Annotated in this window: 31 protein-coding genes; 3 read left to right on the top strand and 28 right to left on the bottom strand. The window is 70.6% G+C overall.

Annotated features, from left to right (window positions below):
* Positions 1-101 precede the first annotated feature (101 nt).
* Entirely contained in the window at positions 102-533 is a 432-nt protein-coding gene (locus ACIBH3_RS04395) for a VOC family protein (RefSeq protein ID WP_396310340.1), read from the bottom strand.
* 217 nt (positions 534-750) lie between these two features.
* On the opposite strand from ACIBH3_RS04395, the gene ACIBH3_RS04390 reads away from it, so the two are divergent.
* Positions 751-1,068 carry a hypothetical protein gene (locus tag ACIBH3_RS04390; protein ID WP_396310339.1) on the top strand — a complete coding sequence of 106 codons (318 nt, stop codon included), beginning with the start codon at positions 751-753 and terminating at the stop codon, positions 1,066-1,068.
* A gap of 753 nt (positions 1,069-1,821) precedes the next feature.
* Complete coding sequence (locus ACIBH3_RS04385; RefSeq protein ID WP_396310338.1) at positions 1,822-2,277, top strand: hypothetical protein; 456 nt, start codon at positions 1,822-1,824, stop codon at positions 2,275-2,277.
* A gap of 54 nt (positions 2,278-2,331) precedes the next feature.
* Here ACIBH3_RS04385 and ACIBH3_RS04380 read toward each other — a convergent pair whose 3' ends face one another.
* The 20 genes from ACIBH3_RS04380 to ACIBH3_RS04285 all read right to left on the bottom strand — a co-directional run bounded on the left by ACIBH3_RS04380 (position 2,332) and on the right by ACIBH3_RS04285 (position 17,289).
* Entirely contained in the window at positions 2,332-2,544 is a 213-nt protein-coding gene (locus ACIBH3_RS04380; protein ID WP_396310337.1) for a hypothetical protein, read from the bottom strand.
* Positions 2,545-2,612: 68 nt separating this feature from the next.
* Complete coding sequence (locus tag ACIBH3_RS04375; protein ID WP_396310336.1) at positions 2,613-2,837, bottom strand: holin; 225 nt, start codon at positions 2,835-2,837, stop codon at positions 2,613-2,615.
* An 11-nt stretch (positions 2,838-2,848) separates the two neighbouring features.
* On the bottom strand, positions 2,849-4,048 hold the full coding sequence (locus ACIBH3_RS04370; protein WP_396310335.1) for a peptidoglycan-binding protein: 1,200 nt from the start codon (positions 4,046-4,048) through the stop codon (positions 2,849-2,851).
* 66 nt (positions 4,049-4,114) lie between these two features.
* Positions 4,115-4,840: a hypothetical protein gene (locus tag ACIBH3_RS04365; RefSeq protein WP_396310334.1), complete on the bottom strand. Its 726-nt coding sequence runs from the start codon at positions 4,838-4,840 to the stop codon at positions 4,115-4,117.
* Positions 4,840-5,940, bottom strand: coding sequence for a hypothetical protein (locus ACIBH3_RS04360; protein WP_396310333.1), 1,101 nt, complete (start codon positions 5,938-5,940; stop codon positions 4,840-4,842). The genes ACIBH3_RS04365 and ACIBH3_RS04360 overlap by 1 nt, the downstream gene beginning before the upstream one ends.
* Positions 5,937-6,962: a hypothetical protein gene (locus ACIBH3_RS04355; RefSeq protein WP_396310332.1), complete on the bottom strand. Its 1,026-nt coding sequence runs from the start codon at positions 6,960-6,962 to the stop codon at positions 5,937-5,939. The genes ACIBH3_RS04360 and ACIBH3_RS04355 overlap by 4 nt, the downstream gene beginning before the upstream one ends.
* A gap of 12 nt (positions 6,963-6,974) precedes the next feature.
* Positions 6,975-7,901 carry a phage distal tail protein gene (locus tag ACIBH3_RS04350; protein WP_396310331.1) on the bottom strand — a complete coding sequence of 309 codons (927 nt, stop codon included), beginning with the start codon at positions 7,899-7,901 and terminating at the stop codon, positions 6,975-6,977.
* Between the two features lies 1 nt (position 7,902).
* On the bottom strand, positions 7,903-11,208 hold the full coding sequence (locus ACIBH3_RS04345; RefSeq protein ID WP_396310330.1) for a hypothetical protein: 3,306 nt from the start codon (positions 11,206-11,208) through the stop codon (positions 7,903-7,905).
* A 20-nt stretch (positions 11,209-11,228) separates the two neighbouring features.
* Entirely contained in the window at positions 11,229-11,384 is a 156-nt protein-coding gene (locus tag ACIBH3_RS04340) for a hypothetical protein (protein WP_396310329.1), read from the bottom strand.
* A 50-nt stretch (positions 11,385-11,434) separates the two neighbouring features.
* On the bottom strand, positions 11,435-11,926 hold the full coding sequence (locus ACIBH3_RS04335) for a hypothetical protein (RefSeq protein ID WP_396310328.1): 492 nt from the start codon (positions 11,924-11,926) through the stop codon (positions 11,435-11,437).
* Positions 11,923-12,375 carry a phage tail tube protein gene (locus ACIBH3_RS04330; RefSeq protein ID WP_396310327.1) on the bottom strand — a complete coding sequence of 151 codons (453 nt, stop codon included), beginning with the start codon at positions 12,373-12,375 and terminating at the stop codon, positions 11,923-11,925. Before ACIBH3_RS04330 ends, ACIBH3_RS04335 begins: the two co-directional genes overlap by 4 nt.
* A gap of 13 nt (positions 12,376-12,388) precedes the next feature.
* On the bottom strand, positions 12,389-12,808 hold the full coding sequence (locus ACIBH3_RS04325) for a minor capsid protein (RefSeq protein WP_396310326.1): 420 nt from the start codon (positions 12,806-12,808) through the stop codon (positions 12,389-12,391).
* Positions 12,801-13,157, bottom strand: a complete 357-nt coding sequence (locus ACIBH3_RS04320) for a hypothetical protein (protein WP_396310325.1) — start codon at positions 13,155-13,157, stop codon at positions 12,801-12,803. The genes ACIBH3_RS04325 and ACIBH3_RS04320 overlap by 8 nt, the downstream gene beginning before the upstream one ends.
* A gap of 10 nt (positions 13,158-13,167) precedes the next feature.
* Positions 13,168-13,494 carry a hypothetical protein gene (locus ACIBH3_RS04315; protein ID WP_396310324.1) on the bottom strand — a complete coding sequence of 109 codons (327 nt, stop codon included), beginning with the start codon at positions 13,492-13,494 and terminating at the stop codon, positions 13,168-13,170.
* Positions 13,485-13,907, bottom strand: a complete 423-nt coding sequence (locus ACIBH3_RS04310; protein WP_396310323.1) for a hypothetical protein — start codon at positions 13,905-13,907, stop codon at positions 13,485-13,487. Before ACIBH3_RS04310 ends, ACIBH3_RS04315 begins: the two co-directional genes overlap by 10 nt.
* 10 nt (positions 13,908-13,917) lie before the next feature.
* Positions 13,918-14,436: a hypothetical protein gene (locus ACIBH3_RS04305; RefSeq protein WP_396310322.1), complete on the bottom strand. Its 519-nt coding sequence runs from the start codon at positions 14,434-14,436 to the stop codon at positions 13,918-13,920.
* Between the two features lie 12 nt (positions 14,437-14,448).
* The gene (locus ACIBH3_RS04300; protein ID WP_396310321.1) at positions 14,449-15,045 is read right to left on the bottom strand and encodes a hypothetical protein; all 597 of its coding nucleotides are present in this window, start codon (positions 15,043-15,045) and stop codon (positions 14,449-14,451) included.
* Complete coding sequence (locus ACIBH3_RS04295; protein WP_396310320.1) at positions 15,042-15,407, bottom strand: hypothetical protein; 366 nt, start codon at positions 15,405-15,407, stop codon at positions 15,042-15,044. Before ACIBH3_RS04295 ends, ACIBH3_RS04300 begins: the two co-directional genes overlap by 4 nt.
* Entirely contained in the window at positions 15,407-16,477 is a 1,071-nt protein-coding gene (locus ACIBH3_RS04290; RefSeq protein WP_396310319.1) for a major capsid protein, read from the bottom strand. Before ACIBH3_RS04290 ends, ACIBH3_RS04295 begins: the two co-directional genes overlap by 1 nt.
* 14 nt (positions 16,478-16,491) lie before the next feature.
* Complete coding sequence (locus ACIBH3_RS04285) at positions 16,492-17,289, bottom strand: hypothetical protein (RefSeq protein WP_396310318.1); 798 nt, start codon at positions 17,287-17,289, stop codon at positions 16,492-16,494.
* A 126-nt stretch (positions 17,290-17,415) separates the two neighbouring features.
* On the opposite strand from ACIBH3_RS04285, the gene ACIBH3_RS04280 reads away from it, so the two are divergent.
* A complete protein-coding gene (locus ACIBH3_RS04280; RefSeq protein WP_396310317.1) occupies positions 17,416-17,748 on the top strand; it encodes a hypothetical protein in 333 nt (110 codons plus the stop codon).
* 6 nt (positions 17,749-17,754) lie between these two features.
* Here the strand turns inward: ACIBH3_RS04280 and ACIBH3_RS04275 are convergent, their stop codons facing one another.
* The 7 genes from ACIBH3_RS04275 to ACIBH3_RS04245 form a co-directional block, all read right to left on the bottom strand.
* Entirely contained in the window at positions 17,755-18,879 is a 1,125-nt protein-coding gene (locus ACIBH3_RS04275; RefSeq protein WP_396310316.1) for a phage minor capsid protein, read from the bottom strand.
* A gap of 30 nt (positions 18,880-18,909) precedes the next feature.
* A complete protein-coding gene (locus ACIBH3_RS04270; protein ID WP_396310315.1) occupies positions 18,910-20,442 on the bottom strand; it encodes a capsid protein in 1,533 nt (510 codons plus the stop codon).
* Positions 20,423-20,692 carry a hypothetical protein gene (locus ACIBH3_RS04265; RefSeq protein WP_396310314.1) on the bottom strand — a complete coding sequence of 90 codons (270 nt, stop codon included), beginning with the start codon at positions 20,690-20,692 and terminating at the stop codon, positions 20,423-20,425. Before ACIBH3_RS04265 ends, ACIBH3_RS04270 begins: the two co-directional genes overlap by 20 nt.
* Positions 20,689-21,942, bottom strand: coding sequence for a PBSX family phage terminase large subunit (locus tag ACIBH3_RS04260; RefSeq protein ID WP_396310313.1), 1,254 nt, complete (start codon positions 21,940-21,942; stop codon positions 20,689-20,691). The genes ACIBH3_RS04265 and ACIBH3_RS04260 overlap by 4 nt, the downstream gene beginning before the upstream one ends.
* On the bottom strand, positions 21,932-22,486 hold the full coding sequence (locus ACIBH3_RS04255; protein ID WP_396310312.1) for a helix-turn-helix domain-containing protein: 555 nt from the start codon (positions 22,484-22,486) through the stop codon (positions 21,932-21,934). The genes ACIBH3_RS04260 and ACIBH3_RS04255 overlap by 11 nt, the downstream gene beginning before the upstream one ends.
* A gap of 275 nt (positions 22,487-22,761) precedes the next feature.
* Positions 22,762-22,953 carry a hypothetical protein gene (locus ACIBH3_RS04250; RefSeq protein ID WP_396310311.1) on the bottom strand — a complete coding sequence of 64 codons (192 nt, stop codon included), beginning with the start codon at positions 22,951-22,953 and terminating at the stop codon, positions 22,762-22,764.
* A gap of 39 nt (positions 22,954-22,992) precedes the next feature.
* Positions 22,993-23,163: a hypothetical protein gene (locus ACIBH3_RS04245; RefSeq protein ID WP_396310310.1), complete on the bottom strand. Its 171-nt coding sequence runs from the start codon at positions 23,161-23,163 to the stop codon at positions 22,993-22,995.
* Between the last annotated feature and the right edge of the window lie 423 nt (positions 23,164-23,586).

The following is a 23,586-nucleotide window of genomic DNA, read 5'->3' as shown; positions in this document are numbered from 1 at the left end:
CCCGCCTACACAACCTCGCTCTCACGGGATGACTCCCGCCGCATGCGGGACCTGAGAGGTCCCCGGGAGACGGCTCCCCACCTCGCAGTCTCGGAGGAGAATCAGGCGAGGCAGAACTCGTTGCCCTCGATGTCCTGCATCGTGATGCACGACTCGTTGACGCCATCGGCGCGCTGCGTCAGCACGTGTTTCGCGCCGAGCGCCATCAGCCGTGCGCATTCGGCCTCGAGTGTGGCCAGGCGCTCGTCACCCACGAGCCCGGCGCCGACCCGCGCACAGAGATGCACCCGGTTCTTGACGACCTTGCCTTCGGGAACTCGCTGGAAGAGCAGGCGCGGGGCCACACCCGAGGGATCAGTACACGCGAAGTAGATCTCGTCCTCGGGCGGCAGCGAGCGGTGGTACTCCCCCCACGTGGCAAAGCCCTCCGGGACCGTCGGTACGACGTACCCCAGCACCTCGCACCAGAAGGCGGCGAGGTGCGCAGGTTCCGCGCAGTCGAAGGTCACTTGGAACCGTTTGATCGTTGACATCGGCGCACAATAGCAGGGGCCCTGCTCCTCTCCCCGGGTCGGTAGGTCCGCACGTTGTCGGGAGGAGGCACCTGCTACCCGTTGCTGTGTCGTGCGGTCGCAGGGGTGAACCGAGGTCAGTGCTTCCCCAAAGGGAACCTGGGATGCGATCCCGGCCAGCCACTCTCGTGCTGCCAAAGATCAGTTACGGGACAACCTTTAGGGCGACCATGGTGGTGTGCACCCGTACCATCAGCCCCGCGCCGTCCACCCCGGCGACGCCCAACCAGCCGACCCTGAACAGATGGCCCTGCCTGGCATCCGCAGCAGGGCCGCCTGGCAGATCGTGCTGATCCGCGCCGAGGGGCGGTGGCAGCCTGGCCTGCTCACGGAATGGTGCCGCCTGCCCACTGGACACTGGACACTGGGCAGCGTGCGTCCGCTGGCGCCAGGACGACAACCCGCGGCTCGGCTGGGGCTGGGTGCAGTACGACTGCTTCCCCTCACCGCCGAGGGCGTCCTCGCCGCCGAGGCCAGCGAACGGCACATCGGATGAGCCCTCACTGCTGCTACCTCTCGGCCCGCTGCTCAGCTGGACTTCGAATTCGGTGGTGGCTCAATCCCCTGCCGGGAGGGGAACTCATCGGCAAGCAGGACCGCCAGCTCGCCCGGGTCCTCCCCCTGGTCCTCGCACCATGACCTGAAGGCATGCCACAGCACCACGCTCTTGTCCGCACCCCGCTGCCGCGGCTTGCCCCGGGAATTCGATGGGGGTGTTGGCCCGGGCCTCCACCTCCTCGCGGTACTGCCATGGGATGAACTCGGGGTACGTCTTTAGCAGCTCGCTCGCGTAGCGAACGGGGTATCGCATGGCGTCGAAGGGGCGGCGCGGGAAGGCTGCAACGGCGTCACGGATGCTCGTCATGGACCGCAGTGTTTCAGCTGCCGCTCGGCGCCTGCGGGCCGTTCGCTGCGCCGCAGCTGGCCGTGCTATACGCTCTCCCGCTGGCCGCCGTAGTGTCCGGTATCGGTCACAGATAGGCAATTCGCCCACGGCGCTCACCCCATGTCGATACGGTCCCCACCTCATCACCACATCCCAGGGGACCTCATGCGTCGCACCACCCTCACCGTCGCCGCTGCCATCGCCGTCCTTGGCCTCACCGCGTGCGATCCGAACAGTGCCACCAGCAGCCCAACCACGGCAGCGACGCGAGCCGCCACGAATGCTGGGGCCCCTGACTCGACATCGCCAGCCAGCGCCACAGGTAGCGGCAGCAAGACAGCGACGCTCCCCAACGTCGTTGGTATGGGACTGCAATCTGCCCAGGACGCCGCCCAGAAGGCCGGCTTCTTTCTGCTCGCCAGCCACGACGCGCTCGGCCGGTCCCGTAACCAGATCGACGACCGGAACTGGAAGGTTTGCACCCAGACGCCCGGGCCGGGCGAGCAGCCCACCAGCACGAAGATCGACATGGGGGCGGTCAAGCTCGACGAGACCTGCCCCGCCCAGGACCAGGGCGCCAGCGGACCCACCAAGGCCAGCGCCACGATGCCCGACTTCAAAGGCAAGGCCGTGTCTGTCGTGCACGACTCGCTCGACAAGGCCACGTCGATCAGCGCCAAGGACGCCACCGCTCAGAACCGGGTGATCGTGGTCCAGTCGAACTGGCAGGTATGCAGCCAGGACCCGGCCCCCGGGGCAGCGCTGACCGGTCAGCCGGTCACCGTCAAGGCCGTCAAGTTCGGCGAGGCCTGCCCGTAGCGCAGGCGCAACGAAGCGCCCCCGCCCTCCCGAAGGAGGACGGGGGCGGTGAGTTCAGCGGGCGATCAGCGGGCCCAGAGCAATAGCCAGAGCAGCGAGACCGGTCAGTGCACCGACGGCCGGCAGCGGCCAGCGACCGCGCTTGAGTTCTTCGACCTCCTGACGCAGGCCAGCAACCTCGTCTTTCAGCTCCGCAACCTGCCCGTCGGACTGTTCGACGCGCTGGAGAAACAGCGCGAGCTGCCCGTCAATGCGGGCGAAGCCCACGTCCACGCTCCTCCGAATCTCCGCGAGCTCCAGTGCCAGGGACGCGGACTGGTCCACGTCCGGGCCGCTCACACGCGCTGCCGGGGCAGGAGTGCGGCGCTGTTCGGGGCACCCACGAACGAACTGATCCCACCCTTGATGACGGTGAGGGCCGCCGGCAGTGCCGCGACCACTGCCGCGCGGAGCGTGCCCACGCTGGTGAGGTCGACGCCGTCGGCAAGGAGCAGACCGAGGAACGCCACGACGTACGTGGCAACAGTGCGCTCGGCGAGGTCGACAAAGAGCTTGGGCATGGTGTTCTCCTTCAGGACTTGGTGTTGACGGTCAGAGTGATGCCGCTGGCCAGGGCCTCGGCGACGGCCGGCCCGACAGCAGCCGCGACGGCGGGCTGCACGGCGGCCGCCACGCAGGACTGGAACGCCTGGTGGAACCAGGAGCTCAGCCACTTGACGCTGTCGTCGGCGCCGGGCGGGGCCTCACCGGCGAGGGCGTAGGCGAGCAGGTAGGCGGCGGCGTATGCGTCTCGGTCCGCGGCTGCGGCGCTCGGCACGGCGTTGCTTGCGATTTCGGCCAGCTCGGCCTTGGTGAACGGCAAGTCATCCTCCTCAATCGGTGTGGGCGCGGGGGTAGTGGGGATGGGCAGGGAGCCGAGCAGGCGGCGGAGGGACGTCTCGCCCGGCACGCCGTCCGCGGCGTCCCCGGTGTAGCCGAGAGAGCACTGGTAGTCGGCGTAGTTGAGGGTGTCGGCGTCCGTCCAGTCCGGCCCGGGACCGGAGGCGTAGTGGCTGCCGAAGCCGACGGCGACAAGCGCCCGGCCGACGAGGGTCACCTGGTCGCCGTGCGCGCCGTACCCGTAGGTCAGGCCGCCGATCGACACCTGCTCCCGGGACACGCCAGACGGCGGAGCAGGCGGCGACCCGCCACCGAGCGCCGGCCAGGAACCCGGGTCCTGGTGGTCGTTCTCGGGGACGTGCGCGTGCGCGTACCAGCCGCCCTGTGTCTCCCACGTGTGCTCGTCACGGCGGGAGGTGAAGTCCACCGGCCGGCCCATCGGCCAGACGTCCGGCACGCCCCAGGATGCAATCCAGGCGTGCAGCCGGTCCCAGCCCGCACACGGGGTGTCGACCAGGCGCTGGTACACCTTGCCGCCATAACGGCAGTTGGGGAAGAACACCGCCTCCACCTGGATCACCACGGAGCCGGCGCGGTTCGTCCGGGTCCCGCCAGCGAGGTCCATCACGCTCTTGGAGCGGGAGTTCGCCGGGACCAGCTGGGCGACCCGGCCGGTGAACGGGTCCCACACGATGTGCGGGGCGCTGGCCTTGCCGGAACCGGTGAAGTACGAGACGAGGTCCTCCCACGACTCCCAGTCCTGCGGATTGCTGGGGGTGGCGTTCTTGTCCCAGGTGATGTGGGCGATCGCGCGCGGCGGGTACTGCTGGTCCGTTGGGGCATGGTCGCCTATGTCGTGGCGCTCAGCGCCAGGCATCCACACGTCGGGCATCAGGTGCCTCCAGGGCAGGGCATGGGAAAGCCCCCGAGCCGGGCGGCGGGGGGGAGATGAACAGAGTCAGGACGAGCCCAGGCCAAACAGCATGAGCGTCTGCGCGTAGACCGTCCCCGACCCTGACGTGCGCCTGGCCTCGATGCTGATCTCCAGGATGCTGCCGACGGCCCCAGTCACTGCGGCGTAATTCTCGAACACCCCGTTCGTGCTGGTGGTCGGCCCCCACTGCGATCCATTCACCATGACACGGACCTCTCCGGCGCTCCCACCGTCGGCCACCGCGCTGACCATCATCCCCAGCCACGGCGAGGCCTTGACGTTGTACGACTTCGCGACCGCAGTGAAACTGGTCGCGTTCGTCTGCGGCCAGTGAGCCGTCATCAGGTCCGCCGGCGGTAGCAGCGACCACTGCGGGAACGCGACGCCGCCCGCAACAACGTCCTCGGCGAAGATGGTGGCGCCGTGTGCGTCGCGCATCACGATGCCCTGGGGGTCGGCCTGGGTCGTGGTGGTGCGCGCCACGTAGATCGCCGGGGTGCCGTCCTGGCGTCTGATCTGGACGCCGCGCTGCTCGGACCCGTCAGGCTGATTCGGGGAGATCGTCCCGACGTAGAACAGTGCGCTGCCGTCGACGTCGTTGATTTTGAGGGACCCGCCCTCACCGACGACGACATCGCCCCCCAGGACCTGGTTCATTGCCGGCCTGATCTGTGCGCGGCCCTCCAGGGCCCGTAGCCGGTTCTCCATCTCCCGCATCCAGTCCGCCTGGTCCTGCGGTACGTACGGCATCAGGCGGCCTCCAGATACAGCTCGGTCGTCTCGGCGCGGGCCCGCTCGGCCGGTGTGGCCCGCAGGCCGACTACGCGGTAGCGGGCGGACAGCATCTCGGGGTACCAGTCGTCCTTGATTCGCAGGCGCACGTATGAGCCGAGCTGCGGCTGATCCACGGTGCCGGTCGTGTAGGACACGGACGGGATGACGACGGGCCGTACTGCGCGTGCGAGGTCGGCAGCCGCGTGCTGGTTGAGGACGGTCGGGTCGGAGACGCTGGTGTAGTCGCTGCTCCGGTCGAGTCTCGGCCAGCCGGCCGCGATGTCTGCCGGCGTTGTCAGCAGGGTGCTCATCAGGGGCACGCTTGCCGCCGCCTGGTTCTGGTTGGTGGAGGCACCCCGGGACTGCCACGCGTTGGCCTGCACGGTCGCGTCCTCGGGCAGCGCGTACGCGGTGACCGGGCCCGGGGCACTGAGGATCACGTCCGTCGATCCGACGGACAGCAGGGGGTAGCCCAGCCGCAGCGCCCGGTGCCTGGCGCCGGTGTCGTCCCGGTAGCACTGGAACCTCCACTCGAATCCGCCCTGGGTGGCGGCGAGCTGGTCGAGCAGGACTCCGAGCCAGGGCAGGTCGTACCGGCTGTACGTCCGGTCGCGCAGGACACCGGACGTCTGCGTGTAGTCGATCTCAACGCCAAGGTTGCCGCCGCTCGCGGCCTGCGCGTAGTCGACCAGTTGCCGGGCGATGTCCAGCTGGTCGACGCCCGTCGCGGTCAGCGTGTCGAGCAGCAGCCGGTGCGAGCGCAGGTACGATTCCAGGCTGGCCGCCTGGATCGGCACGGTGTAGAACCCGCGGGCGTCCCGCGTCGGGGTGCGGGTCCACAGGATGCCGCCCCACACGATCTCCTCGTCGCGCTCCAGGTACAGCATGGTGCGGCCAGGCAGTATCGCCTCCCGCACCCGCCGCGCCATGGCGTTGTCGGGGATCGGGATCGTCCCGGAGAGAGCGCCTGTGCGGCCGATGTAGTCGTCGTACTGGACGCCCTGGATCGGCAGGAGGTCTACGTCGTCGTCGGACCTGAGGTCGCATACCCGCAGTTGGTACGGGCCGGCCGTCATGACGCCGACTCGTACGTGATGTTCCAGTGCAGGGCTGCGGACGAGCTGACTGCGACGGGGACGGCGTTCGTGACGAACCCGTACGACTGCGAGCTCGTGCTGGTCTTGACGACGAACGTCAGGCCCGGGTCGGCCGGGTTGAGGGTGCACTCGCCGGCGTAGTTGTTCGACGAGCTGACGACGTAGTCGGCCATGCCTCGGGGGATGAGGCCCAGGTTCGCGGCCGGAGTCGGCGGTGACATGAACCAGATTCCGGTGCCGCCGCTGGTGGTTGACCCGCACGTCAGCGCGCCCGACCAGAAGATCGTTTTGCCGATCCGGCAGTAGCGCGACACCAGGGTGCCGTTGCCGAGGCTCGGCGTAGTGCCGGTGGACGTCCACGTCGGGGTGTGAGCCTGCCACGTTCCCACGCCGACCCAGGCGCTCCCCGACCAGCGCTCCAGGCCGTTGGTGCCGTCCCGGTACTGGCCGGCGTAGGCGCCCGCCACGGCCGGGCCCCCAGACGGGTTGATGCCGCCGACCGCGACCGTGAACGGGCGGACGTCGGTGACGATCGAGGCCCAGTTCGGCGGCGATCCGGCGGACGCGCCTGCGGGCACCGCGACCTGGTAGAGCGCCAGGCAGCCGGCTGGGGTCGCGGGCGCGCCGGCGCCCGGCGTTCCGTCGACCTTGGTGATCGTCGCCAGCGTTGAGCCGGAGCCGTCCACGATGTTGTCGAAGATCTTGGCGACGATCAGGTCCGTGCGCACCAGCGACGCGTGTCCGTTGGTGAGGACCACAGCCTCGGACGCGGTAACCGCGACGGGGAAGGCACCCTGCGCCGACGTCCCTTGGACCAGGCACCGGCCGGTCGAGATCGTCGCGGTCATACCGGATCCGGACAGGGCCAGGCCGGTCCCGCCCGGGATGACCCCGGCCCTGCTCTGCATCGCGTCGACCGGCGTGTACGTGCCGATCGGCGCCATGCGGGTGTCGTTGCGCGTCTGCCCGGGGTTGATGAGCCAGGCGGCACGAGTGGTCAACGGTCCTCCTGGTTACCAGTAGGCGGAGCGCCACCGGAGGGTGGCGAGGGCTCCCGGGTCGGTCGAGCCGGGAGCCGACCGGAACGAGAGCGTCGAGGTGCCGGGCGGCAGGGTGAATGCGTTCTCCGGGGCGGAGCGGATCGTCGCGGTGGCGATGCGGGACTGGCCGCCGAGGAGCACCGTCCCCGCCCAGGTGTCGATGACGAGCGTGTCGGTGGCGGCCAGCGTGATGTCGTACTCCAGCCGCAGCCCCGTCCCAGTCGTCACCGTCGGCGTCGTCACCGGGCCCCGGAGTTCGATCACCGGGTGTGCCTCCGCGTCGCCGGAGTTGGTGACGGTCATGTCGCCGGTGCTGCCCGTCGTGCCCCACGCGAGGCCGGTTTCGGTGGGCGAACCCCAGTCCAGCCCGGTCTCCGTGGGTGTGCCCCACGCGAGGCCGGACTCGGGCGCCGGCAGGGCCGTCGAGAGGCTCTGTTCCGCGAGGGCGTACCGGCGTGGGTCGGTCGCTTGGAACTGAAGCGCGCCACCGGCGGCGTACCCCTGCTGCCAGGACAGATCTGGCGGGATGAACCGGCGGATCAGCCGGGCGTTGACGAGTAGCGGCCCGCGGTCGTCCAGCCAGATGACGAGGGGCGCCTCGTCCTGGGCGATCGTGCAAGCGGCGTTGAGGGTGCGGACCGCGGCGCCGATCTGCCCGGCGGCCGCCCGCAGCATCAGGCCCTCGATGGTGACGGTCCGGGTCTGCGCGAGTAGCCGGCCGGGCCAGCCGCCGTGTTGCTGGGCCCGCATGGCGTTCCCGGAGTCGAGTGCGGGTGTCTCCTCCCAGCCGGTGACGGTCCGCCACCGGTAGGGGGTGATGGTGGCGGTGGCCTGTCGCCGTCCGATCAGGAGGCTGCCCCACTGGATCAGGCCCGGTCCGGTGACGAGCTCACCAGCCATGTCACCCCCTCCCCTTGGACTTCCAGAACATGTCCTCGGAGATCTCGCCGATGGACTGGGTGCCCGCGTAGTAGCTCTCGATGTGCACCCCGCCGAACCCGCCGCCGCCCGGGCCGCCACCGCTGCCGGCCATGGCCAGTTGTGGGCTGCCGAAGGGGCTGTTGATGCCGCCGTGCGCGGCGCCCATCAGTGAGGTGGTGGCGGAGCGGACCCGGCCCTGGCCGGAGAGGATGCCCTCGGCAAGGGCGTGGGAGATGGACTGGCCGGAGTACAGCGACCAGCCGGAGCCCGAGAACGGCCCCTCCCGCGCCGGGCTGAACGGCAGGAGGTTGCGAGCTGCCGAGAGGACGTTCTCGACGGCGTCCTTGACACCTCCTGCCCGGCTCCTGATGCCGTCGATGAGCCCGCCGATGATGCGCCAGCCTGCGCGGAACAGGTCGTCTGCCAGTTCGTTCAGAACGTTCATGATCTGGACGGGCATCTGCACGAACTCGCGGACGGCCATCTCCTTGAGGCCGCGGAACACCTCCTTCGCACTCTCCGCCGCCCCCGAAAGATCGCCGGACAGGAGCTGCGACACCATCCGCAGGGCCGGCACGACCACGTCTGTGAGGGCCTGCGCAAAGTTGTCCGCGAAGATCGACGCGAGCTTGCCGACGGCGCTGATGATCGGGGTCAGCAGCGGGAGCATGACCCGCAGGTACTCGCCGAGGAGCACAGCGAACTGCATCAGCAGCGGCGCGAGCGCGACCATGACCTGGCCGAACGCGTCGGCGATCTGCGCGATCGACGGGGACAGGGCCACGATCAGCTGGGTGAGGATCGGCAGGAGCGCGCCCGTCATCGTCGTGAAGATCGCCACCAATGGCGTGATGATCTCCGGCAGGGCCGCGAAGACCGGGGTCAACGCCCCACCGATGGCCACCGCCAGGGCCTGAATCACCGGCGCCAGCTGCGTCGCGACCTGCGCCACACCGTCGAACAGGGGCGTCAGCACCGGAAGCAGGGCGCCGATCAGCGTGCCGATCAGCGTCAGCACCGGGGCGAACGCCACCGCCACCGCCGACACCGCACGCGCCAGCGACTCCATCACCGGACCGAGCGCCGAGATGATGACCGACAGCGCCGGGCCGAGCGCCGTGATCAGCGCCTGAACTCCCGGCGCCAGCGCTACGATCACCGGGCCGAGGGCCTGGAGTGCCTGCCCGAGCAGCGGCGCCGCGGTCTTCGCGAGAAGGCCGACCGTCTGGAACAGGGCCCCCAGGCCAGCCTGCACGGCGGGTGAGGCAAACGCCGCGGCCATCGCCCCGGTGACCGTGACCAGCGTCTGTACGAACGACCCGCCGTTGGTGTTAGCGGCCTGGAACACCGCGCCGATGATGGAGCCGACGTTGCCGACGACGGTGCCGAGCTGGCCGAGCAGGGTGACGGCCTGCTCGATCGCGTGCTGCATCCCACCGCTGGCGAGTGCCGTGGCCATGTGGTCGCTGAGCCGAGCCAGCGCACCGCCGCCAGCTGCGGCGAGCCTCTCGAACGACGGGCCGGCGGCCGCGCCGACCTGCACGAGGCCCTGCACGATCGTGGCCGGCAGACCGGCCATCGACCCGAGACCCGCGTTCGCCGAAGCGAGGGCCTGCCCGAGCACACCCGACTCCGAGAGGGACGTCGCGGTGGCGCCAACGCCCTTCGCCATAGCGTTGAGGTGCGTGGCGGAGGCGACAAGCGCGGTGTGCAGGACCGGCAGGGTGGCCGCCGCCGTGGTCCGCAGCGTCGCGTCCAGCCCGGCGAACAGCGCCTGCTGGACATCGAACTTGAGGTCGGCGAACGCGGGCTTGAGGCGGATGATCTCCTCGACGAACGCCCGCGCGTTCGGTGTGAGCTTCGCGAGGGCTGCCGCCAGCGGATCGACACCGCCGCCGGCCGCACCCGCACCGCCCTGGTGCAGGGCTTCCATCGCGCGGGCCACCTGCTCGGCGCCCTGCGCGGCGGTGCGGGCCTGCTGGGTCTGGGCGTCCTGCACGGCCCGGGTCTGATCACCGACGGTCCGCTGAGCCATGGCGACGCGGTCCTGCGCGTCGATGACCTTCTGGGAGCCCTCGACCCCGGCGGCGTTCGCCTCCGTGACCTGCTGCTGAAGCCTCTTGACTTGGGTGCCCTGCTCCTTGAGGTGCTGGACAGCCTCGTCGTACGCGAGCTGGGCCTCGGCCTTCTGCTTCTCGGTGGCCGCAGGGTCGGCCATCACCTTGTGGAGGTCCTCCTGGGCGGTCTGGGCCCGCAGGACGGCAGAGCGCTGCCCCAGAGTCGAGTCCGTCAGTCGGTTGTTCAGGTCCTCCAGGTCCATCGCGGCCTGCTGGCGGGCGTCCGTCAGCGCGTTCTGCGCGGACAGAGCTGCCTTCTGTGCGTCGGTCAGGTTCCGCTCAGCGTCGGCGACGTGCTGGACCGCCTGCGCGTTGGCGTACGCCGCGTTCTCGATCGCGTCCCGCACCGCACGCTGGGCGGACGCGACCTGGTTCATCGCACCGGAGGCGCCGCCGGCCGCCGCCGGGGCGCCCGCGAACGCCGCCTTGATCGCCCCACCGATCCCACCTGTGCCGATCTTGATGGCGGCACCGGCCGACGCGACTGCCAGGAGGCCCGTCGCGGCGATGCCGGCCGCCGGCGCGATCCCGGCCAGCGTGGCCGACAGGCCAGCCACCACGGGGATCGCCGAACCCACAGCACCCGCGACCAGCGACAGTCGGCCCACGACCGCCCCGATCGGGCCGGCCGCGTCGCCGATGGACGACAGGGCGTTGCCGAACCGGCGGCCGTCGTCACCGCCACGGGACAGGTCCCGCGAGGCCCGGCCCACGCCCTGGCTGAGTCGCTGCGTTGCCCGCTCTCCCTCGTCTCCGATGTTGCGGGCCAGGGCGTCGCCGATGGTCGTCGACTCGGAGATGAACCGCCCGCGCAGGTCTCGGATCCGGCCGTCCGCGCTGCGGCTGAACCCGTTGACGGCGAGTTCGGCGTCGGACATCGAGGCGAGAGTCCGCTGGGCGGCGTCCTCGGCCCCGTGGCCCAGGCCTTCGGACAGGGCCTGGCCTACGTGTTCCGCCTGGTGGGCGACCGCGTCGGTGCCGACCTGCACGCCCTGTGCGAGGGCCTCACCCATGAGCTGTGACTCGGAGGCGAAGCGGCCGCGCAGGTCCCGCAGGCGGCCGTCGGCGGAACGCTGGAGGTTGCGGAGCGCGAGCTCTGCTCGGGCCTCGCCGGCCTCCGCGCCGGAAGCGTCGATGTCGAATGTCGCGACGAGTTCGCCGACGTTCACGCTCCCCCCCGCCCTGCTGTTCAGTTGTCGGGCGGGTCACCGCCGAGGTACGTGCCGAATACGGAGGCGATGGCCTCCGGGGTGTCAGCACGGAGCGGGGTCGCTTCGTAAGCGGCCAGCCAGCGGGATTCCCCGCTCAGTCCCTCGACGTAGACGTGGAACTCGCGGGTGGACACTGCGGCGACCATGGCTGCTGTGAGGTGGTACTCGCGGCGTAGGTCTGCCTCTAGGAGCGCCCAGTGGACGAGGACCGCCCGCCAGAACCGGAGACCGGACGAGCGCGCCGCTCCGCCCGGTTCCGTGCTTTTCCCTCGGTCTTCCGGGCGGTCTCCTCGTCATACACCCGCGCAGCGTCGGCGAGGGACAGCGCGCCGGGCTTCTTGATGTTGGCGATCGACCAGGCCAGGACGATGCCGAGCTGCCGGTCGTCGATGCCCTTGGTCAGCCAGAATGCGAGGGCGTCGTCGCCGAACAGCGGGGCGAGGACGCGGGCGAGCGCCTCCTCGGACTCGTCCTCGCTGTGCCGGGCCAGCAGCATGTTGAAGGCGAGCGGGACGCGGGGCGGCAGGGTGTAGTCCGTGCCGAAGAGGCGAAGCACGGCCGGCTGGACGTGCTCGACTTCGGCGGCGAAGAACGCATCCGCGTCCGCATAGTCGAGCTCGGGTTCGTCGTCGATGAGGTCGTCCTCGTACTCGTGGGCGTAGTCGATGTCGGTCACGGTGCCGCTGTCAGGGTCTCGGCGCCGGTGCGGGTCAGCTCGACGCCCCACTTGCCGAGGTCGTTGGTGCCGCCGCCCTGTTCGGCGGCCTTGGCGGTGACGTACCAGTTCCGCCACTGGACCTCGGTGCGGTACCGGAAGCGGATCTGCCCGACCGAGTTGTCGGCGAGGCCCTGGGCGAGGGCGTCGAGGGCGGCCTGTCCGGGGTCGGCAATGCCCGTGGCGGCGTCGACTCGGCGGGTCCCCTCCAGCTTGAGGGAGCCGCCGCGCTGGAGGACGACCTCCTCGTACTGCCCGTTCGAGTCGAAGTCGGTGGACTCGGTGTGGGAGTCCTTGTCGCCGGGGTTGTAGGTGAGCGTCTTGAGGCCGGCTACCGGTGTCCAGGTGGGGCCGCCGCCGACGGCCACCTGGAGGATGTAGCCCCTCGCCTCGATCTTCTTCGTGGCCACGTGGCCACCTCCTTCAGGTGCGGTTGGCAGTCGGGTTGACGATGTTCAAGCGGAAGTTCACGACGTGCTCGTGCCGGCCGACGTCGTCGGTGCCGAGCGGTGAGGGGGTCTGCTGGGCGGTGCAGAGGATCAGCCAGTTACCGTCGGGCAGCTCGACGCCAGCGAGGCCGTGGAGCGCCGAGTAGATGGCCATGCAGCGGCGGCGGGACACGCGCGGGTCGGGGCCGCCGCGGGCTCGGATCTGGAGGCCGCTCTCGTCGTCGTCGTTGAGCGGGTCGGGCGGCCCGAGGCCGTATGCGCCGAGTGCCACTGCGCTGTCCGGGGCGGGCGGCATCGTGTCGATGAACGTGTCGCCGGTGACGCCGTCGGGGTCGTACATAACCAGGCCCAAGGACTGGAGGTAGCGGGCGATGCCGTCGAGGAGATCAGCCACGGTACCCGGCCCGGCGGATCTCGGCGGCGATCAGGTCGAGGACCACCTCGCGGTTCTCGTTGAACGGGCGCTCCAGGAATTTGGCGGTCCGGCCGGGCACGTGCCGGTAGTCCAGTTCCTCGTGCTGCCTGGTCGCGTACGGGGTGTCGTAGGAGACGGTGCCGCGCAGCGCGGACCGGTCGACCTGGGCTTTGCCGGAGCGCTCCAGGGTGCCCTCGTCCAGCGGCACGACCCGCTTGGACTCGGCGAGGACGTTCTCCATGCCGAGCTCCAGGCCGTGAGCCGCGGCCTCCCGGGCCTGCCGCAGCCACTCCCCGCCGTGCCATTCGAAGTGCGACACCTGCGCCATCGTTGCCTCCTCAGGTGAGCTGAACCTCAAGGTGGTCCGGGGTGCCGAGTCCAGCGCCGTCCCGTCGCAGGGCTGCGATGACGGTCGTCTGACGGCCGTCAGGGAGCGTCACGCGGGACCCGGCTGGCGCGACGACGGTGAGCTGGCAGTAGAACGTCGAGCTGCTGGTGACCTCGCGGCCCGTCTTGTCCCGGACCAGGCGGGTCTGCTGGTCGAGAAGGCACCGGACCCCGGCCACGAGCGGCCCGTACCTGGGGCCGTACGCGGAGTCCCCGAGGTACGGCTCGACCGTGACGCGGTGCCGCAACAGCCAGGCCGGGACGCGCGTCACAGCCACGTCACCGACCCGGTGCGGAACCGCTCCGGCGTCAGCTCCTGCACGGTCAGCGCGTCCCAGACCTGCGGAGCGAGCTGCCGTGACGGGGAGTCCGCGCCGGTGACGGCCGTCACCGAGCGTTGGAGGTGCACGGTGCCGATCTGCACGGCGCCCCACCCGACGCCGACCACCCCAAGGGAGTCGCCGAGTTCGTCCCACCACTGCACCTGGGCGCATGCCGCGTCGCGGAACGCGGCGAGGACCAGCCCATCGGTTGGCATGCCGGTGGTCGGGTCGGCGACATACCAGCAGAGACGGAACAGCTGGGCGTCGAGGAACTGGCTGGCGCGGGTGAGGAGCTGGGCGGCGTTGTCGGGCGCCGCCTGCCCTGTGTACGCCGCAAGCTCGGCCGGCGTTGCGTAGACGCGGGCCATCGGGCACCTCCTACGCGCTGGAGCCGATCACGACGATGTCGTATGTCACGGACGTGCCGGCCCCGGAGTTGGCGATCCGCAGCAGGTCGGCGGTGGCGCCGGTCACCGCGTAGCCGGTCGCGTCCGTGCAGAACAGCGCGAGGACGCCGCCCGGCCGGACGGTCACCTTGTCGGTCGCGCTGCTGACCCAGCTGACGAAGCCGTTGCTAGCTGCACCGCCGACGATGACGTTGTTCGTGTTGCTGGCGGCTGCCGCGACGATCAGGCCCTTGACCCGGGCGAGCGCCACTGCGACGCCGAGGCCGTCGGTCAGCGCCGTGCCGTTGAGGTCCAGGTCCTCGTTGGCAGAGGCGTTCAATGTACGGGTGGCGGTCCACAGCCGGTCCGCCTGCCCGAGGCCGGTGCCGCCCGCGAGGCCGAGCGCCACCCGGTAGTCGAGCGGCATTTGCGGGGTCGCGCCCGCGCCCGCCGGGCTGCCGACGAGCAGCCCGGACGCGGCGACGGACAGTTGGGTGTTCTGCAGTCCCATGCCGAGCCCCGATCAGGTGAGGATCACGAGCGGCACGGTGGCCGCCGCGGTCGGGGAGGCGATGGTGGCCGGGGCCGTGGTGGTCAGCGCGGAGCCGGACGTCTGTGCGAGGTTCTTCTCGCCGGTGACGATGCTGGCGGACGCCGTGGTGGACGCGCCGACCAGGCTGGGGACCGTGGTCGCCTTGACCATGATCCCGACCCAGTAGACCCCGTCGACCTGGATCGTCACCGGGGAGGCCAGAGGCAGCGTCTTGTTGGTGGTGGCGCCCCAGGCGGCGGTGAGCTGATCGGCGGTCTGGCCGAGCAGTGCCGGGGTTGCGGCGTTGGAGTACAGCGCGAACCACCAGTTGGTGGGCGTGCCGGCCGCGGTGGCACCCGAGCGTGCCGAGATGCTGGTGACGACGTCGCCGCGGCGCAGGTACACCGGCACCGAGGTCATGACCTGGGTGGTCAGGGCGCCGGTGTCTGCCGTGGCGTCGAGGCGGCGCATGTTGGAGCGGTAGAAGGCGGTGCCCGGGTCGGCGCCGGCCAGGGCCTGGCGGGCCTGGTCGGAGGCGAGCGCAAGCTCATCCCGGACGACGCCGAGGTAACGGCCCTGAACGGTCACGACTGTGCTCCCTGCTGCTCGGTCTCGCTGGCGGCGAGGATGGTCTTGCGGGCCTTGCTGTCGCTCTCGGCGGCGATGACGCGGGCGCGCTCGTCGGGGGCAGCCTGGGCGAGGTGGGCGAGGACGTCGTCCACGGAGTGTGCGGCCGGGTCGAAGGGCTCGGGGCCAGCCTCGGTGGGGGGTTCCTCGGCCTCCTCGGGCAGGACGACCATGCTGTAGCCGGCGCGCTGGAAGTAGCCCAGGGCGGCACGCTGCTGATCGTCGGCTGCCGGATCGACGGTGGCGGCGCCGTCCTGGAAGTGGATCCCGACGATGTTCCCCTGGTAGTCCGGCCGGGACGCGGAGATCAGGTACTTGGGCATCAGGACACCTTCACGTTCCGGAACACACCGCAAGTCCTCGTGTTTCGCAGGACCATCGCGAGCGGCCCCATCTCGACCTCGCCCGACTTGACGGCGCCCGGGATCGTGTAGTCCGGCAGCCACGTCTGGATCAGCGGCTTGCCCGAAACGGATGCGCCGTGCATCGCGTCCAGACCGAACGACACGGCGTACAGGTCGGTGAGGCCGGTGAGGTTGCCCCCACCACCGGCGCCGTCGGGGTCGCGGGTCTGGATCGGGATGATCGGCGCGGACCCGTCGACCCGGTCACCCATGTCGACGAGCACCCACTGGCCGTACATGTCGATCTGCCGGCCGAGGTCGTCCTTGACGGACGTGAACTGCGAGGCGCGGCGGGCGAGGGAGCGCAGGCGGGCGATGCTCTTAGTGTTGCCGAGGACAGCCTTCGTGCCGGGCGGCAGGGCGCCGGTCGCGGCGGTGCCGCCGCTGCCGTCGCCGACCTGGGAGGCGAGGATGCGGGACAGCCAGTCGTCGAGGCTGTCGAACGCGGCCATGGCCTTGTCCTCGGTGGTGATCGCCGAGGCGGACCAGTCGGTGTAGCCGAGGCTGTTGCCTTCGTTGATGGGCAGGTACTCGGTGTTCGTGCCGGTCAGGCTCTTGTCGAGGCCGTCGAACCCTGCGGCATCCACTGCGGTGTCGCCAAGGATCAGCTCCTGCTGGAACCGGGTACGGACGGAGGTGAGCTTCTGCGACAGCTGGAACATGATCTCGTTGGTGGCCGCGTTGCCGAGGGTGGCGAGCGTCCGGTCCACGGTGAACGAGCCACCGAGGGGGTGCAGCTGCACCTGGAACTGCTGGCGGGATGCCTGCGACGCCGGGTACTCCTCATTGAAGTTGCGGAACGATGCGGTCGCCGCGTTGAGGAGACGGGTGTAGCCGTAGGTGAGGGAGCCGCCGCCGGTGCCCGGCGTGACGGTGTCGTCCCACACCATCTGGTCGAGCACCCAGGAGTTGCGGCGCAGGGTGTCGATGACGGTCCAGTCGATGTCCGGCAGCGTGTTGAGCTGGGCCTGGGCGAGAGTGACAGGCACGAGGTGCCTCCTTGTCAGGTCTGGTAGTGGCCGCTGATTGCGGCGCCGAGGGTCTTGGGTCGTTCCTTGGTGGCCTCGCCGGTCCCGCCGGTGAGGTCGGCGCCGCTGCGGCCCCCCTGGGGCGCGGAGCGGAAGTTCGGGTTGGTATCGACGGCCTTCTTGATGGCGGCGTCGAGCTGGGTAGTGAAGTCGGTGGCTTCCGGGTCGAGGTCGGCGAGGGCCTTCGAGAAGGCGCGGGAGTCGAGGAGAGCGTCGGCCTTGGCCTGCTGCTTGTCGGCGGCCGAGCGAACGGCAAGCTCGACCTGCTTCGCGCGGAGGTCCTTCTCCAGCTCGCCGATCCGGCCGGTCTGCGCGGTGATCTGCGCAGTCAGTGCGGCGGGATCCGGCGGGGTGTCGTCCTTGACGAGGCCGAGGGCCTTGCCGATCTGCTGGGCGAGGTCCGCCCGGGCCTGATCGGCTGCCTGCTGCTTGGCGTTGACGCGGGCGGCGCCAGCCTCGCGACGGGCGTCAGCGAGGTCCTTCGCCAGGCGGGCGATCGTCGCGGCGTGGTCGGCGCCGGTCGCGGTGCCGGTGTCGCTGGCTGCCGCGGCGCTCTGCTGCGGGGTACCGGTCGCGGCCTGCTGCCCGGAGGCGGCGCCCTGGCCGCTGTCGCCCTGGCCGCCGTCACCGGCGCCTGAGGGGGCGGTGCCTGCGGCGCCTTCGCCCGCGCCGTTACCACCCGCGATCACGCGGATGGGCTGACCGTTGCGCCGGTAGCCCAGGACGGCGCCCGCCGCGTGGATAGCCAGCGGGTGACGGAAAGGGGTGTGCATGATCGGCCCTCCTGGGGTCGGTCGGTGAGGTGCCCACTCCTGGCGGGCAGTTGGTGTTCCCCCTGCGTGCGGCCGAGCCGTAAGATCGGCTGTCGCGATGGCCGCAGCAGGGAAGAGGGGTGGCAGATGCGCGCCTTCCGGGCTGTGCTGGCCGGGCTCTTGACGGCGTTCGCCGCCTACTACCTGCTGACCGTGCCAAACCAGCCAGCGCCCGAGCCGGAGACAGCTCCGTCGGAGGCCCCTCTCCGATTGGTGCACTGGCAGTTCCAGGGCCGGTTCTGCGCGGATGGGTGGGGCGGCGACTCGGTGCATGCGCAGGGCAACTGCGTTGGCCACGGTGGTGCGCTGACCAAGTGGCAGGATTCGGCCGGGGTGGTCATCACATGCACTGCCGCGCCGCCGCTGTCTGAGCTGAAGCGCTCTGAGGCCACGGACGCCAGGGGACGCGTGGTGTGCTGACCTGGGTCAGCGCGCTGCACCAATCTGCTCCCGCGTGCGCTTGCGCGGTAGCTGCTTCTCGCTTGTGAGCTCGCGGATCCGCGACTGGTAGACACGGACCTTCTGGCCGGCCAGGCGCGTCGCCTGGTCATCGATGGCCACCGCAGCGCGGCGCTTCCACAATCGCACCTGGCGTTCGTAGTAGCGCTGCTGCTGGGTGTCCTTGTAGGTGGCGCCGCCCGGGTGGGGCGGCGAGCTCGGGCGGGACGTCACCCCGGGCAGGTAGAGGCTCAGGGAGTGGCGGCAGTTCGGGTGCATGAGGCCGGCGGCGCGGGCCTCCGTGAGGGACCCGGCGACGTGGACCGTGTGCGTCACCCCGTCGTGACGGGCGTCAGCGAGCGTCAGGACCTGCGGGCCCGCGCGGTGCTCGTCGAGAGTGAGGATCTCGCCTTCCCACGGCCGGCACAGCGGGCACTCCAGCGGCGCATCCGAGACGATGACGAGGCGCTGGCCGATGGCCTGGAGCCGGTCCGTGTGTCCCTGGATCGCGGCGCGGCCGGTGACCGAGCGGGCGGCCATCTCCGCGTAGCTGGCCATGTCCCAGTTCCGGCCGGCGCGGTCGGTGAACCCGGTGATCCCGCGCTGGGCGAACTGGTCGAGCGCCCTCTGGGTGGCCTGGCGACGGGTGTTGACGCCCGTCAACGGCCCGGCCGACACGCGGCCGATGATGCCCCGGTACGTGTCCTGGACGACGCGCAGAATCCGCCGGTACACGGGCTGCTGCTCAGCCACCGCGGCGGCCGCGAGCCGGTCCACCGAGCGGGCGTTGGGAAGCTCCCGCTCGGCTGCCGCGCGCAGGCCCTCGGGAAGCATGCCGAGTTCCGCAACCGCTGCTTGTCCGCCGCGTTCGTAGGCTGCGGCGACTGCCTGACCTATCGCGCCGGTGGCGTCCTGCTGGAGCGCGGCGGTGACCTCCTCGACGGCGGACCGCAGGTTGCCGACCGCGGCAAGTTTGAGTTCGGCCCACCTCGGCAACTCGATGCCCTGCGCGAGGGCGTCTCGCAGCGTGCCCAGGAGGACCTGCTCGGCCTCCTCGTACAGGACGCCGATCGCGCGGGCGAACGCCTCACCGTCGGCCGGGGAGACAGGCACTGCAGCCTCCTCCCCGGCCGACGGGCGGGCCTACGCTGCCTGCTCGACAGGCAGCGCAGGTCTCTCCGCACCCACCAGGGTGGGGTCTGATACCGCCCGGCCGGTCTCGGCCGCAATGCGGTTGGTCTCTGCGGTGACGCGGTCGTCGTCCCAGTCCGGGTGGAGCATCCGGATCAGAGTGTCCGTCGACGCGGCCTCGGCCTGCCTGAGCAGGCTGACGGTCTCCGCCGCCGTCTTGGGGTCCTCCTGAATGGAGTCCTGGAACTCCACGCGAGGCGGGTCGAGGTCCAGGCCTCGCACGTTGAACAGCGGGCCGGCCTCAACGGCGAGCAGCGCGGCGAGGATGTCGGCTAGCGGCATTGCCTGGTACAGGGTCTTGCGGGCGCGGGTCGTCATCGACCTGCCCTGCCGCGCGCGAATCTCCGTGGCGGTCACGGCAGTGCCGTCCCCGACCACGCCGAACGACGCCGCGCTGTAGCCGGCCTGGCGAACAGCCTGCTCCAGCAGGGACTGTGCGGTCTCGCGATGCTCGGCCACCCGAATCTGGAACTGCGAGACGGTAATGCCGCCGTCGCCAGTCGGCGGGATGTTCAGGCCCGCGTAGACCTCGCGGTCAAGGTCTGTGGTGACGCCCAGGCCTGCGCCGTTGCTGGTGAGGTACTGGCCCGGCAGGGTGATGCGGCCCTTGCCGAGGCGCAGGTCCCGCATCCATGACGCCCACGTCTCGTCCAGGGCATCGAACAGGCCCTCGATGCCCTGGTAGTCGGACTGCCCGAGGTAGGCCGCCGCGGGGGTGTTGCGCCAGCCGCGGGCGGGCCGCATGTTGGGGGCGTACGAGGCGGTCAGGTGGTTCGGGGCACCGGTGTTCACGACCGGCTGGAGGTCCCGTGTGGCGGGGTCCGCCGTGAGGGGCATGGCCTTGCCGAGCCGGTACTGGGTGCCCTTGTACAGGCCGTGGAGGATGACGCCCTTCTCGTGCCGCTCCAGGTGCCGCCACAGGGTCTGGTCCTCGCGGGTGACGACCCGCCAGAACGTCACCGCGGTGAGCCGGCCGTAGGAGAACGTGGGGTCGGCGCCGTCGGCGGCGACGGTGGTGATCCACGGCCGGTCAGTGATCGCGGTGTCCCACGACACCCGGTAGTACGTGCCGCCGAGCGCCGCACCGACCTCCCCACCTTCGAGGAGCGTCGGGTAGAGCGTGGTCTCCATGAGCTGGTCAAGGCGGTCCTGGGTCTCACCCCCGGCCTCGGCGGTGACCCGCGGCGGCTCGGAGAACAGCAGGTCTGAGCTGGTGCGGGCGATGTCGGCGGCCAGCGGGATGTGAATCTTGCTCCGCTTCTCGCCGATCGCCGTCGGCTGCCCCCACCACCAGCGCGCGAACCTGCCGACCACACCACCGCGCAGCTGCGCCGGCCGGTTCTGGTAGCCCCGCTCACCGCGCAGCCGGTACCGCTCGACGAGCTGGTCCGGGTCGGAGGAGTACCAAGCGTCCCAGTCCGCCATAGCCTCCTGCACCGCCGGGTCCGTCGGCGGCCAGTCCTGGTCAGTCGTGGGCAGCGGCATCGGGCACCTCCTGTCCGGGCGGCGGGGTCCAGCCGAGAGCGACCAGGGCGGCCGCAGTGGCCTGCGGAACGGTGAGGAGCACCTCGCCGTCGACCTCGGCCTCGCGGAGCACCAGGTCGACGGTCAGCGTCGGCACGCACCCGACCTCGGCGACGAACGTCGCCCGCCTGACGCCCGTCAGCGACCGCCCATCGACGGTGACGACGCTTGTCAGCGGCTCCAGGCGGGCCCGGACGGTCGGCCTCGTCATGCTGCTGCCTCCAAGTCTGGAAGGATCAGGCCGCGCCAAGTGTGCGCGGTGGAGTGCAGCGCGTACCGGAGGGCGTCGACGGAGTGGTCGTTGGCCTTGATCGGCTTGTCCTTGCCCTCGTTGCGGGCCGCCTTGTCGTCCCAGGCGTAGGCCGGCAGCTCTTCGAGGAGGGCCTCGCAGGAGCGGTGCACGCGGAACCGGCCGGAGCCGATCGCCACGCCCGTACTGCGGATCCCGTCTAGGACGTCGTTGTCCGCCTTGGCCACGCCCGGCACGCCGTCGGCCCAGAGCTGGGTGAGGAAGCTGGCCGCCGAGGGGTCGACGAACAGCCACTCCGGGTGGGCCTCCCGGCCCCGTAGCCACTCCTGCACGGCCCGGCTGTACTGGGTGTCGGTCAGCTGCCGGTGCGCGACGCGGGAGTCGTGCCGGTACTCGGAGGTGACGTACAGCCGTTGGTCGGTGCCGAGGCCGAGGAGCACGCCGGCGAAGGGGTTCGCGGTGCCGTAGTCGATGCCGACGGCGAGCCAGCGGGTCATCTGCGGGAGCAGGTCGACGACCATGGTGTCGGGTTGCCACATGTCGTAGACGGCGCCCTCGGCCTGCACCCACTCGCCGAGGATGTTCCGCTTGTAGAACAGGCCCTGGTAGGTGGCCTTGGTGGCTTCGACGTAGTCGGCGTCGAGGAAGGGGTTGTCGTCGAGGGTGAAGTGCCAGGACTTCAGCCGGGTCTCGGCGGGCCGCAGCAGGTACTGCTTGCGGAACCAGTGGTTGGGGTTGTCCGGGTTCGTGGTCGCGAAGATCTGCGCGCCCTTGACCGAGCAGCGGGCGACGAGCTGGTCGAAGAACGCCTGCGGCAGGGTCGTGGCCTCGTCGACGTAGGCGCCGGCGCAGGTCATGCCGCGAACCTTGGGTTCGGCCTGGGCATCGTTGGCGCCGATGACGTGGATCAGCCGGCCCATGATGACGGCGGTGGCGGCGCCGTTGGTGTAGTGGACCTGCCGGGCCAGCAGGCCGAACAGGTCGGGGTTGGTGAGGACGGCGAAGACGTTGCGGAAGATGCTGTCCCTGGTCCGGCCGACCATGACCAGCTCGCCGCCGCGCGGGGCGTTCGCTACGTAGGCGAGCCAGCGGAGCAGGCTGGCGACGGTCTTCCCCGACCGGACGCTGCCCTCCCAGGCGTTGATCCGGTACTGGGACTCGACGACCGAAGCGATCTGCCTGCGGGACAGCGGCAGCTGGTCAAGGAGCATCACCCGCCCCCTCGTCTCCGACGCTCGCCTCCTGATGCTGCTCGCGGTACACCTCGGCGAGGCCGGTCATCAGCTGGCCGAGCATCGAGCGGGCAGCGTCGGCGCCGGAGTCGTCGCGGATCGGTTCGAGCTTCAGGGAGCGGTCGAGGGCCATGCCGGCGGTGGCCATGAGGGCCCTCTTGTCGGCGGCTGGCGCCTCGTCGAGGAGGTGCTGCTCGTAGGTGTTGTCCTTGCCGCCGAAGCTGTAGACCAGGGTGGGTTGCCACATCTGGGCGCGCAGGTTCTCCGCGTCGCTCTGGAGCTGTTCGGCGAGGAGGATGCGGCGGGCGGCGAGGTCGGCACGGCGGGTCTCGGTTGCGGTGGCGACCTCGGCGGCCCGGGCGAAGCTGAGGCCTTGCTCGCGGGCGAGGCGGCTGATGACCTGCCCGGACCGGTCAAGGGCCCGGGCGATGTCGTTGCGGCCGAGGCCCTGGGCGTGAAGTGCGCGGACCTGGTCGTAGTCGTCCTGGGTGACCGGGCGGGGCGCGCGAGATGTGACTGACACGGCGGCTCCGTTCGGCTGACGTGCATCGACGACGTAGTCGGGACCTGTGTGGGGCAGCGCGGAGGCTGCCGGGGAATGCCGAGAGCCCCGCGCCGTGGTGCTGGCTGCGGGGCTCTCGGTGTGGTCTCAGTGTCCGGGCACGCCGAACTTGGGGCCAGTGTGGATCAGGTGGTGGCGGCCCGTCAAGCGGTGCGACTGCTGTGGCTACACATGGCGCCGCCCGGCCGTAGCAGTTGCTCGGCCGGGCGGCAGGTGGCTCAGGTCACGGCCCGGCGCTACCCGGCCTGCCGACGCCATTCATCGAGGTCCTCCTGGTGGACCTGCTCGGCTTGCTTGACCCGGTCAGCGGCAGCAGTGAGACCGTCAAGGCCGCAGTTCGGATCGGCCTTAACCTCCCGCCACTGCTGGGCACGGGCGTCGTGGGCATTCGTGAGTTCGTGCAGGTGGTCCTGCTCATCATTCGTCATGCTCTCCACGATCCTCAGGACGCAGGCACCGCGCAATTCTTAATCCCCACCCGGCCACTGGCGAGCATTCGGTGGCAGGTCCGACCCGTGCCAGTTGCCGAGCACGACGTCTTCGTGCTCCTCGCTGGCGTGTCCGGCGGGCAGGTTGCAGATGACCACGGTCGGCCGGCCGCCGAGCAGGATCGTCGCGGTGGCGTGGCAGTCGCTCATGTCATCATCCTGGCGTGACCAACTGGCGCGGGCGGGAAAGGCGCGACGGCCCGGTCACGATTTGGGTATCCGCTCCCGGTGCCGCCGTGGGCGCTGGGATGCTCTCGGGCATGTCCGACGAGAGGGTGACCGCTGCCCCTGCCCGCTTGCCGTGACGCCGCAGCCGCCCAGCCTCGCGACGCTGGGCGGTGCCTGCGGCCGCCGGACTGGCTGGCCTGCTGCTTGGCGCTGGTGCCGTAGGGCTGGCGTGGGGCCTGTCGTCTTCGGCCGACCCGAAGCTAGCGCCGTCAGCATCGGCGTCCGCTCCGGCCACGTTCACGCTATCGGGGACGATGACGCTGGTCGGACTCAGCAACGTCCGAGCAGCTGGCAGCGGGTGCGCGGGACACGGCGGGTACGACGACATCGAGGAGGGTGCGGTCG

Source organism: Kitasatospora sp. NPDC050543 (assembly GCF_044457565.1).
Taxonomy (GTDB): domain Bacteria; phylum Actinomycetota; class Actinomycetes; order Streptomycetales; family Streptomycetaceae; genus Kitasatospora.
Note: the sequence above shows the minus strand (reverse complement) of the source record. Positions and strands in the feature narration are given on the sequence as shown.

Bases quoted from the DNA above. Each gene is read 5' to 3' on its own strand.
- ACIBH3_RS04395 (WP_396310340.1), bottom strand. From the start codon at position 533: ATGTCAACGATCAAACGGTTCCAAGTGACCTTCGACTGCGCGGAACCT.
- ACIBH3_RS04385 (WP_396310338.1), top strand. From the start codon at position 1,822: ATGGGACTGCAATCTGCCCAGGACGCCGCCCAGAAGGCCGGCTTCTTT.
- ACIBH3_RS04375 (WP_396310336.1), bottom strand. From the start codon at position 2,837: ATGCCCAAGCTCTTTGTCGACCTCGCCGAGCGCACTGTTGCCACGTAC.
- ACIBH3_RS04370 (WP_396310335.1), bottom strand. From the start codon at position 4,048: ATGCCCGACGTGTGGATGCCTGGCGCTGAGCGCCACGACATAGGCGAC.
- ACIBH3_RS04365 (WP_396310334.1), bottom strand. From the start codon at position 4,840: ATGCCGTACGTACCGCAGGACCAGGCGGACTGGATGCGGGAGATGGAG.
- ACIBH3_RS04360 (WP_396310333.1), bottom strand. From the start codon at position 5,940: ATGACGGCCGGCCCGTACCAACTGCGGGTATGCGACCTCAGGTCCGAC.
- ACIBH3_RS04350 (WP_396310331.1), bottom strand. From the start codon at position 7,901: ATGGCTGGTGAGCTCGTCACCGGACCGGGCCTGATCCAGTGGGGCAGC.
- ACIBH3_RS04320 (WP_396310325.1), bottom strand. From the start codon at position 13,157: ATGGCGCAGGTGTCGCACTTCGAATGGCACGGCGGGGAGTGGCTGCGG.
- ACIBH3_RS04310 (WP_396310323.1), bottom strand. From the start codon at position 13,907: ATGGCCCGCGTCTACGCAACGCCGGCCGAGCTTGCGGCGTACACAGGG.
- ACIBH3_RS04305 (WP_396310322.1), bottom strand. From the start codon at position 14,436: ATGGGACTGCAGAACACCCAACTGTCCGTCGCCGCGTCCGGGCTGCTC.
- ACIBH3_RS04295 (WP_396310320.1), bottom strand. From the start codon at position 15,407: ATGCCCAAGTACCTGATCTCCGCGTCCCGGCCGGACTACCAGGGGAAC.
- ACIBH3_RS04285 (WP_396310318.1), bottom strand. From the start codon at position 17,289: ATGCACACCCCTTTCCGTCACCCGCTGGCTATCCACGCGGCGGGCGCC.
- ACIBH3_RS04280 (WP_396310317.1), top strand. From the start codon at position 17,416: ATGCGCGCCTTCCGGGCTGTGCTGGCCGGGCTCTTGACGGCGTTCGCC.
- ACIBH3_RS04270 (WP_396310315.1), bottom strand. From the start codon at position 20,442: ATGCCGCTGCCCACGACTGACCAGGACTGGCCGCCGACGGACCCGGCG.
- ACIBH3_RS04265 (WP_396310314.1), bottom strand. From the start codon at position 20,692: ATGACGAGGCCGACCGTCCGGGCCCGCCTGGAGCCGCTGACAAGCGTC.
- ACIBH3_RS04260 (WP_396310313.1), bottom strand. From the start codon at position 21,942: ATGCTCCTTGACCAGCTGCCGCTGTCCCGCAGGCAGATCGCTTCGGTC.
- ACIBH3_RS04250 (WP_396310311.1), bottom strand. From the start codon at position 22,953: ATGACGAATGATGAGCAGGACCACCTGCACGAACTCACGAATGCCCAC.
- ACIBH3_RS04245 (WP_396310310.1), bottom strand. From the start codon at position 23,163: ATGAGCGACTGCCACGCCACCGCGACGATCCTGCTCGGCGGCCGGCCG.